The sequence below is a fragment of the Frankia sp. CoWAU3 genome (assembly GCF_977971855.1).
On the sequence record NZ_CDWWXB010000123.1, the window covers coordinates 1 to 9,956 of the forward strand.

General features: G+C 68.7%; 7 protein-coding genes and 2 pseudogenes. 7 read left to right on the top strand and 2 right to left on the bottom strand.

The features are described from left to right. Positions 1-374: 374 nt before the first annotated feature. From AC08ON_RS11890 to AC08ON_RS11905, 4 genes and pseudogenes are all read left to right on the top strand, one after another. Positions 375-812, top strand: a pseudogene (locus AC08ON_RS11890) (glucose-6-phosphate dehydrogenase); the annotation flags it as partial. A gap of 51 nt (positions 813-863) precedes the next feature. Continuing rightward, positions 864-1,325 (top strand): hypothetical protein, encoded by a 462-nt coding sequence (locus AC08ON_RS11895; protein ID WP_476608335.1) that lies wholly within the window; start codon positions 864-866, stop codon positions 1,323-1,325. A gap of 31 nt (positions 1,326-1,356) precedes the next feature. Next, on the top strand, positions 1,357-1,776 hold the full coding sequence (locus AC08ON_RS11900; protein ID WP_476608331.1) for a hypothetical protein: 420 nt from the start codon (positions 1,357-1,359) through the stop codon (positions 1,774-1,776). 359 nt (positions 1,777-2,135) lie between these two features. Further along, entirely contained in the window at positions 2,136-2,963 is an 828-nt protein-coding gene (locus tag AC08ON_RS11905; RefSeq protein ID WP_476608332.1) for an SDR family NAD(P)-dependent oxidoreductase, read from the top strand. A gap of 220 nt (positions 2,964-3,183) precedes the next feature. On the opposite strand, the gene AC08ON_RS11910 is transcribed toward AC08ON_RS11905, so the two are convergent. After that, the gene (locus tag AC08ON_RS11910; protein ID WP_476616965.1) at positions 3,184-4,044 is read right to left on the bottom strand and encodes a LacI family DNA-binding transcriptional regulator; all 861 of its coding nucleotides are present in this window, start codon (positions 4,042-4,044) and stop codon (positions 3,184-3,186) included. An 80-nt stretch (positions 4,045-4,124) separates the two neighbouring features. Further along, the gene (locus AC08ON_RS11915) at positions 4,125-4,889 is read right to left on the bottom strand and encodes an isocitrate lyase/PEP mutase family protein (RefSeq protein WP_476616966.1); all 765 of its coding nucleotides are present in this window, start codon (positions 4,887-4,889) and stop codon (positions 4,125-4,127) included. A gap of 1,094 nt (positions 4,890-5,983) precedes the next feature. Between AC08ON_RS11915 and AC08ON_RS11920 the strand changes: the two genes are divergently transcribed. From AC08ON_RS11920 to AC08ON_RS11930, 3 genes and pseudogenes are all read left to right on the top strand, one after another. After that, positions 5,984-7,198: a hypothetical protein gene (locus AC08ON_RS11920; protein WP_476616967.1), complete on the top strand. Its 1,215-nt coding sequence runs from the start codon at positions 5,984-5,986 to the stop codon at positions 7,196-7,198. Between the two features lie 12 nt (positions 7,199-7,210). Continuing rightward, positions 7,211-7,636 (top strand): annotated as a pseudogene (locus AC08ON_RS11925) (TM0106 family RecB-like putative nuclease); the annotation flags it as partial. Further along, entirely contained in the window at positions 7,619-9,697 is a 2,079-nt protein-coding gene (locus tag AC08ON_RS11930) for a DEAD/DEAH box helicase (protein WP_476608608.1), read from the top strand. The pseudogene AC08ON_RS11925 and the gene AC08ON_RS11930, both read left to right, overlap by 18 nt. Positions 9,698-9,956: the final 259 nt, after the last annotated feature.

The window sequence follows — 9,956 nt, forward strand, 5'->3', positions numbered from 1 at the left end:
AGCCGCACCGCCATGGCGCGGAGCGTGGGTACCGTCCTGTGATCGCCGCCGCGTACCCGCCTCCGCCGCCTCGGGCGACGCGAGCGTGGCCGATCCGCGGCGGGAAGCTCTGGTCGGCGGCCATGCGGTCCGCATTGGGCGTGTGTTCAGCGACACATGCCCGGTTTCCGTAAGCGTTTGCAGTAGAGTTGCCACGCGAGCTCGGCCACTGGGATCTAGTTTGCCTGAGGGCTTGGCCGGGGTTCCGGCGGCCCCTCACTGCTCTCAGGCGTCTCCCACCGCCGTCCAAGATCACAGTAAGGGGAGAAGCTGTGGACCTTGCACCAGCCGCGGGCTGTGACATCGCTGTGTTCGGCGGGACCGGCGACCTCGTGATGCGCAAGCTACTGGCAGCACTGTACCACTGCGACCGGGATGGGCAGCTCGCCCTCGACTTCCGTGTGATCGCCGTGTCCCGAGCCAGGCTCGACGATGTCGGATACCGCGACAGGGTGGAGGCGGAGCTGCGCCTGCGCGTTCCGCGGACGGCGCAGGAAGCGGGGGCCTGGGCGCGTTTCCTGCGCCGCCTGCACCACGTGACCGCCAACGCCACCGATCACAGCACCTGTGGCGACCTGCAGGGCCTGCTTGCCGACGGGCAGGATCGGGTGCGGGTGTTCTATCTGGCCTGTGACCCCCGGCTGTTCGGGCCGATCTGCGCCGGCCTGCACCAGAGGGGGCTGGTGAGCGGGTAGTCCCGGGTCGTCCTGGAAAAACCGACAGGTCACGATCTTGCATCGGCGCAACGGATCAACGACGAGGTCGGGGCGGTCTTCGACGAGGAACAGATCTTCCGGATCGACCACTACCTTGGCAAGGAGGCCGTGCAGAACCAACTCGTGCTCCGGTGCGCCAACCCATTTCTCGAGCTGCTGCGGAACTCCGGTGCGATCGACCACGTGCAGATCACGGTCGCGGAGTCGATCGGGGCGGGCGGACGCGGGAGCTACTACGACAGCGCTGGTGCTCTGCGGGACATGGTGCAGAGCCATCTGCTGCAGCTGCTGTGCCTCGTGGCCATGGAACCTCCAGCCTCGCTGGATCGGGAGGTCATCCGCGACGAGAAGCTAAAGGTGTTCCGGGCGCTGCGCCCGCCGCGCGGCGATGTAGGGCGCTGCATCGTGCGTGGACAGTACACGGCAGGTGTCGTCGATGGGGTTGCGGTGCCGTCCTACCGGGACGAGTTGGGTGGGATGGTCAGCACCACGGAGACGTTCGTGGCACTGAAGGCCGAGGTAGAGAACTCGCGCTGGTCCGGCGTGCCCTTACTATCTGAAAACCGGTAAGCGGCTGGACCGGCATGCATCCGAGATCGTGGTGCGGTTCCGGCCGGTGCCGCATTCGATCTTTCCCGGTGTTGCCGATAGCCCCACCCCCAACCGCCTGGTGCTGCGGTTGCAGCCCGACGCGGCCGTACTCCTGCATCTGATGGTGAAGGAACCGGGCCCGGGGGGCCTGTGTCTGCGTCCGATGATCCTCAATCTCAGTCTCGCTGAGACCTTCACGTCTCGGTTTGTCGATGCCTATGAGCGGCTGCTCATGGATGTCGTCCGGGGTGACTCGACCTTGTTTCTGAGCCGGGACGAGGTGGAGGCCGCCTGGAGGTGGGTGGAGCCGCTGCTGGCGCTGTTCGCCGAGCCACCCCAGCCGTATGCCGCCGGCACCCGGGGACCGGCCGGCGCGGCCGAGCTGATCGAACGCGACGACCGTACCTGGCATGAGGAGGACTCCGAGTGAGACACCCTCTGTCAACCCTCAGGCGGCCCGGTTCGAGCGCGTGGGCGCGGCAGACAGACCGGCTACACCCACAACACGATCGCGCGGGGTCGCTGGCCGCCCATCCCTGACTCGCCATCAGTCCCCGGCGTAGCCACCGGGACCCGCCACCCGGTCAGCCCGCCTGGCGACCGGGATCACCGTGCCCGGAGCCTACGTCAAGTTCCACCGCCTTCTGCAAAGGCTTACACTCAAGCTGGCGGTAGGCGTTTACGGAACCCTCGGCGGCCACCGCCACACCTGCTCGACTCGGGAGGTCCCTCTTTGTCCGCCACGCCCCAGCGCTCCCCAAGCCCTCAGTCCGCTCCCCGAGGAGACGCATGACCTCCGCAGGTGCGCTCGACGGCAAGGTGGCCGTCGTCACCAGTTCCAGCAAGGGGATTGGCCGTGCGTTGGCGACCGGCCTCGGTCAGGCCGGCGCAAACGTGGTCGTCAACTACAAGAACGACCGCGCGGGCGCCGAGCAGACGTGCCGGCGTATACAGGAGGCAGGCGGCATCGCCGTGGCGGTCGGCGCTGACGTAGGCGTCCCCGAGGACGCGCAGCGGTTGATCGACACGGCCCATTGCGAGTTTGGCAGCATCGATGTGCTCGTCAACAACGTCGCGCATGTCCGTCTTGGCCCGGCACAAGCGACGACTCTTGAGGACTGGGGCGACGCCATCAGCACCAACCTTCGGGGCGCCTTCCTGACGACCATAACCGCGGTGGCCGCAATGGGGGAGCGGGGTGGATCGATCATCAACATCTCAACCTGTGCCGACACCCTGATGCTCCGATACCACGCCGTCTACACCGCATCAAAGGGCAGCCTGGAGGCGATGACACGCCACCTCGCCCTGAGGCTCGCGCCGCGTGTGCGCGTCAACGCCATCGCGCCCACGGCCACGCGTATGGAGCGCAACTGGCAGGACAACCCCGACTTCGATCGTAGCTGGAGCGCCGTCATTCCGTTGGGCCGCATGGCGACGCCCGAGGACTACATCGGCCCGCTGGTGTTCCTGGCGTCGGACGCCTCGTCGTTCGTCACCGGGGAGATCCTCCACGTCGACGGGGGCTGGACACTCCAGGGCCCTGCCCCGGACATGCGGCACTACGACTTCGAGACGGACCGGCATCGCGGGCGAGGAGGCCCTGATAGATCTTGAACTGCTGCTTGCGGCGTTCCGCGAGTCCATCGTCTCGCGCGGGCTGCGGATCGCCGCGCTGGGGCTGCTACGGGCCCCACTCTCCTACATAGCCATCGACAAGGGGAGCCATCCGCGACGGCACCGCATGACGACGAGCGCGCCATAAGGAAGGTGTTTGAGAAGGTGTTTGAGATCGTCGGTTAGACGATGGGACCGCGGGCGGCATAAGCGGGCGGAGTTATGTTGTTCCGCTCGCGGGGCGGCACGTCGTGTCACGGATCTCGATGCTCACGGGCAGCACGACCACTTCCGAGGCGTCCAGGTTCTGGGGAGCATCCGGAACAGCGTCGAGGAGACTGAGCAGCAACTCGGCGGCGATCTTCCCCTGACGGGCCAGCGGCTGGACGACCGTCGTCAGCTCGAACACCTCTGCCTTGTCGTGCCCGCCGAAGCCGATAACAGACATGTCCTCCGGCACGCGGAGCCTGGCACGGCGCAACGCCCGCAGCGCACCCATCGCCATCTCGTCGTCCGCGGCGAACACCGCGGTGGGCAGCGACTCGACCGCGAGCAGCTCAGCCATGGCCCGCTCACCTCCCCGCCAGGTAAAATCCCCGACCGCCTCCAACCCCGGGTCACATTCGATACCGGCAGCCGCGAGAGCCTCGCGGTACCCGCGCCGCCGATCCGCGGAAGCGGTGGAAAGCGCCGTCTCGCGATCATCTGATCCGTCCCCGGCCGCCTCACCCGAGATCAGCCCGATCCGCCGATGGCCCAGATTGATCAGGTGCTGTACCGCTGTACGGGCACCGCCGACGTCATCGACCCGCACGCTGGGGAAACCGGGCACGCTCGCGCCGACCAGAACAACTGGTTCTTTAAGAAGGAAGCCCAGGATTTCGATCTCCGTCTGAGTGACCGGAGTGAGAGGTGGACACAGGACGGGCGCCGCATCGACTCGCTCACACAGTGACAGCGCATCGAGGAGGCCCGAGTCGTCCCCGAGGTTGTACAGCAACAGGTCCCGCCCGGCCCCCCGCAGCACCGCCTCGGCCCCCCTGAGGACTTCGAGGAAAACCCAGTTGGCCACATCCGGCACGATCACCCCTTGTGGACCAGGACCGCGCCGGTCAGGCTCAAAACGGCGGCGAGCACGGCGAAAATAATCGCGGCTGGCATTCACGAGGTCTCCGATCTCTGACACCGATGCGATCTGATCGTCCAGTTGTGGAGCGGGGCCGGTCCTGGCTTCTCCGATCTGTTGGGCGGTGTCTTCCATCGCCCGACAGATCGGAGGGGCTGGTTCGCGAAGATCCAGTGCGTGATACCGGACCTGGCGTACTCCTCGGCACCGAGCACTGGACAGCAGATTGGTGCGATGAACACCGGCGTGCGCCGATCCCATCCCCGGCCGAATTCCAGAAGTTCCTCGCCCCCGTCGGGTCGCGTGGCTTGCACAAACACCGCGTCCGCGCCAGCATCCACATAGCGGTTCGCGCGGTTCAAGGCCTCGGCCACGCCGTGCCCGGCCACCAACGCTTCGGTTCGGGCGATCAAGAAACAGCTGGGCTCCAGCCCGCGGCGCGTGGCGCGGAGGCGCTTCTCCTGTTCCTCCACGCTGGCCAGGTCCCGCTTACCGGGGTACAGGCTTGACCACTTGTCCAGCGTGTTGTCCTCGATGCACACCGCGCTCGCGCCGGCCTGGGAGATTGTCCGCGCCGCCAGGTCTATCTTGCGCGGGCCTCCGTACCCGGATTCCATGTCCACAACCACCGGATGACGCGTCGTCCTCGCCACGGTCCGCACCACACTGGCCATCTCGGAGGAATCTATTAGCCCGAGATCGGGAAGGCTCCCCAGCGCGGCGGACACACAGAAACTGCTCACCCAGACGAAGTCGGGGTTGTGCCTGTCGGCCAGCCGTGCGGACGAGCCGTCATACACGCCAACTCCGAGACGTACAGGAGTCTCGGTCGAGAACCAGCTGGGTGTCACGTGATCGCCTTCCCGGTTTGTGATGTCGAAGAGTTTGATTTTTAACCATTGGAGTGGTATGCATAGCGCTCCATCGAGCCGCACAGATGAAATCTTCGTTGGGAGCTAGCGGCTGCCCGGTGACCATCACGGCGCCCGCAGCTACGGGCCCGGCACCCTGCTCGTGACCGACGGTGACATACCGGAGGACGGCGCCGTCGATCGGCGTTCGGGGCGGGGAGGGGATCGGACCCCCGGGGATGCCAAAGATGATCTTTTCATTCGTCGGCCCCAACGAACCGACCACCGACCGCGCTCCGGTCATCTTCTTGACCCTTTTTCTCCGGTCGCTGAGGTCATGAAGATCCGAAGTGAGCCTTCGGGGTATATCGTCAACTATCATGTTTACGTACGCTACTCCTGGATTGGTGTCGATGCGCGTCGCACGTCGCCTGGGGGCGTGTGACGTAAATCTCCCTAGCTGAGGTGCCAGGCCCTCCTATCGATCATGATCTCAGCTAGCTTGCTGGGACTTTTGGGGCATTTGAAGCTTTTGCGTAGCCGTCATGTACGGTTCGAAACCGTGATGTCATCCTTGGTTAGGTTGCATGGGCCCTGGTCCGTGAGGAGCACGGACTCCCAGGACGCCCGATCCTTATGATCGTAACAATCGATCAGTTGAAGATTGTGTTATCGCTAGACGAGCACTGTGTCCCGCTCCGTCCACGCTGGTACATGCGTGGCTCACCGCTCGCGATCGTGCGGTGTGTCGGGCAGTTCTCGCCTGCTCGTGGTTACGGGTCCACGTGTAGAGCCGGGTACGGGCCCGGCGGCCGACCACACGCCCCAGCCGATGGCCGTCGTCACCTCGGTGTCCCGCGAGACGGACAGGGCGCGTACCCCACGCCCGGCCGGTGCCGCAGCCCTCACCGGCCACCTTCAGTCCTTCGGGGCACGCCCGGCCGGGTTGGTCCGGACCGTGAACCCGGATCGGGAGAGGATTGGCACGGGACCGAACGGGATGGCCCGGATGGAAACGGGATGGCCCAGATGGGGATGGTGTCGTGCACAGGTTCGAGGACCGCTGGGTGGTTTCCGCCAGTGATCTTGTCGACGTCGTCGAGTGTGGGCATCGCGTTGGGCTTGCGCACGCGCTCGCCGCCGGGCTGGTGACCGGGGAGACGTCGGAGAACGGGCCCCGCCGGATCGACCGGGTGCGCCTGACCCCCGCGGACACCACTGCCGTGCGGCACGGCGAGGCGCACGAACGACGCTGGCTGGAGCATCTGCGCCGGTGTTTTGGCGCGGACGGGGTCGTGGCGATCGAGCGGCCCGCCCCCACGCTCGCCGCCCTGGCCCAGGCCCACGAGCGGACCCGCCAGGCGTTGGCCGCCGGGGTTCCCGTCGTCTACCAGGGGGCGCTGTTCGACGGCGCGTTCCAGGGGCGCCCCGACTTCCTCATCGCGGCGCATCTCGACCCGGTCGCCGGCGCATCGACCGGGCCCGCGGTCGCGGGCCGTTACGAGCCCTACGACGCCAAGCTCGCCGGGCACGCCAGTCCGGGAGCCGTGCTGCAGCTCGCCGCCTACGCGGCGGCCTTACCGTCGGTGGGCGTACCCGTTCCGCGATTCATGCATCTGCTGCATCCCGCGCAGCGGGCCACCGCGCCAGAGCCAGAGCCAGAGCCAGAGCCCGCGCTCGGGGTCGGGGTCGGGGTCGGGGTCGTGCGCACGTTCCCGGTCGACGATGTCGTGCCGATGGTCGGGCACGCGCGCAGCCGTCTCGCCGATCGGCTGGCGGCTGCCCCCGCGGTTCCCGAACCGTCCTGGGCCGAGCCCCGGTCAGCCTGTGCCACCTGCGCGTTCAGCGCGCACTGCGCGCGCGGCCGGGCGGAGGCCCGCGACCTGTCGCTGGTCGCCGGGCTGCGCGGCGACCAGCGACGGGTGCTGCGCGCGGCCGGCATCACCGCGGTGGAGGAGCTCGCCGCGGCCCGCGACGACCAGCGGCCCGCGACGATGTCCCCAGCGACGTTCGCGGGACTGCGTCTTCAGGCGGAACTGCAGGCCGCGCAGGATGCGACGCGTACCGCGGACGACCCGGTCGGGACGGTGACCGTCCGGATGACCGGCCCGGAGGGGCTCGCGGCCCTTCCGGTGCCCGATCCCGGTGACATCTACTTCGATATGGAGGGCGATCCGTACGCGCTGGACGCCGCCGGTCTGGAGTACCTGTTCGGCGCGGTCACCCTCGCGGACGGCGAGCTCTTCCGGGCGTTCTGAGCACACGATCGGGCGGGGGAGCGGCAGGCGTTCGAGCGTTTCGTCGACTGGGCGACGGAGCGGTTGCGGGCGTACCCCGGCGCGCACATCTACCATTACGCGCCCTACGAGTCGAACGCGTTGCGCCGGCTGGCCGCGCGACACGGCACGCGGGAACGGCAGGTAGACGATCTGCTCGCCGGGCACCGGCTGGTGGATCTCTACGCCGTGGTCCGGCGCAGTCTGCGGATCTCCCAGCCGTCCTACTCGATCAAACACCTCGAACCGCTGTTCCTGCCCGGTGCCCGACAGGCCGAGGTGAAGAACGCCACCGACAGCATCGTGGCGTACGAGAGCTTCCTGGCACACCGCGCAGCCGGGGAGCTCGCCGCGGCCGACCGCGTCCTCGCTCAGATCGCCGACTACAACCGGATCGACTGCGTGTCGACTCACCGACTGCACCGCTGGCTCCTGGGCCTGCGGGGGGCCGACGGCGGCACGCCGCGGATCGACACCGCTGCCGCCGTTGGAACCGCTGCCGCAGCCGACACCGCAGCCGACACCGCCGACGACGACGCGCTCGTCGACACCCTCGTCGCGGGCCTTCCCGACGATCCGGCCGACTGGACGGGAGACCAGCGGGCGCGCGCCCTGCTCGCCGCGGCCGTCGGATACCACCGGCGTGAGAACAAGCCCGCCTGGTGGTCGTACTTCGCGGCGCTGACCGCCGATCGCGCCACGCTGGAATCGGCCGACGACTGCGCGGTCCCGGTGAGCTGGACCGTTGTCGAGGACTGGGTCGAACCGGCCGGGCGACGGCGGCGGAGTCGTCGACTGCTGCAGGCCCGCGTCGATCCGGACCGTCCGCATCCCTTCGACCGCGGCGAGGCGGTGCGGCTGCTCTACCCGGGACCGCCCGGGGCCGAGGGCGCCACCACCGACGCGGTCGTCGAGCGGGCCGAGCCGCACACGCTGCTGCTGCGGGAGAGCGTCGCCCCCGACGGCGTGGCCCGCAGGCCGCCCCTCGCCGTGCTGCCCGGATCGCCGGTGCGTCCGGAACCCAAGCCGGCGGCGATCCGCGACCTCGCCCGCCGGACCGCCGACGCCCTGCCGGATCTGCCCGCGGACCCCGCGTTGGACCTGCTGCGGCGTCGCCCCCCGCGGTTGGTCGGCCGGGACGACCTGCCGGCGCCCGGCGAGCACGACGGAGACCAGATTGCCGCCGTGCTCGCCGCGGTGAGCACGCTCGACGGCTCCTACCTGGCCGTGCAGGGGCCGCCGGGGGCGGGCAAGACCTACCTCGCCGGCAGGCTCATCCGCCATCTCGTCGAGCAGGGGCGCACGGTCGGGGTCTGCTCGACCAGTCACAAGGCGATCGAGAACGCGATGCTCGCCGCGACCGGCCAGCCGCCGGCGGACCCGAAGCCCGCGGATACCCGGGCCGCGGATATCCGGGCCGCGGACGCCGTGCCCGCCTGGCGCCCCGCGGTGCCCGCCGCGAAGAAACAGCGGTCCGGGGCGAGGCCGGCTTCGGCGGCTTCGGGCATGTTCCCGCCCTGGGATGGTCCGCGGGATCTGCGGGCACTCGCGGCGTGGCGCCGGGAGCACCCCGAGGGCCACCTGGTCGGGGACACCGCCTGGGCGTTCGCGAACCCGGTGCTGCGTGGTGACCCCTTCGACGTTCTGATCATCGACGAGGCGGGGCAGTTCGCGCTCGCGGACACCCTCGCGGTGGCTGGCGCGGCCCGCAACCTCGTGCTCCTCGGCGATCCGCAGCAACTGCCGCAGGTAGCGGCCGGCATCCATCCGGACGGCGCGGACGCATCGGCGCTGTCGCATCTGCTCGGCGACGCCGAGGTGATCCCGCCCGAGTTCGGCTACTTCCTCGACCGGACCCGCCGGCTGCACCCGGCCGTGTGCGCGCCGGTGTCGGCGCTGGCGTACCGGGGGCTGCTGCACGCGCATCCGGTGGCCGGGACGCGCGCCGTGGCGGGTGTGCCGGCCGGGCTGTACCTGCACGACGTCGAGCATCACGACAACGGCACCCGGTCGGACGAGGAGGTGGCCGTGATCCGTGACATCGTTCGCCACCTGCTCGGTCGTACCCTCGTCGACGGCGGGCCCCTGCGCCCGCTCCTCGGCAGTGACCTGCTCGTCGTCGCCCCCTACAACCGGCAGGTGCGGGCGGTCGAGCACGCGCTGGGCAAGGCGGGCCTGCCCGGGGTGCGGGTCGGGACGGTGGACCGTTTCCAGGGCCAGGAGGCAGCCGTCGTCATCACCTCGCTCACCACGTCCAGCTCGGCCCAGGCGTCGCGGGGGCTGGACTTCCTGCTCTCCCGCAACCGGCTCAACGTCGCGATCTCCCGGGCACAGGTGGCGGCGGCGCTGGTCATGTCACCGGCGCTGCTCGACAGCTCTCCCCGTTCGGTCGCCGAACTTCAGCTCCTCGCCGGGTTAGCCCGGCTGCGTGCCATGGCCCGAACGGACCTGCTCACCGTGCGCTCCCCGATACATTCCTGACACTTTCTTGGTACGTTGCCGGAACCTGGTGGGTGGTGGCGATGAAGCCACGGAGTCCACTACGCGCCCGCGGCCCCCGACTCTCATGCAGATATGTAAAGTCCGTTTCGTCGGTATTTGTTTGTGCTTATTGTAAAGCCGGTGCTAGGATTCGCGACGTCTGGGCAGGTTGGGGAAGGGGATGCTCATGACTGGCGGGGTCAAACGGTCGTAGCGACGCCTCGATAGGATGATCGTGATGGCGTCGAGGGACTGAGCC

Bases quoted from the DNA above. Each gene is read 5' to 3' on its own strand.
- AC08ON_RS11905 (WP_476608332.1), top strand. From the start codon at position 2,136: ATGACCTCCGCAGGTGCGCTCGACGGCAAGGTGGCCGTCGTCACCAGT.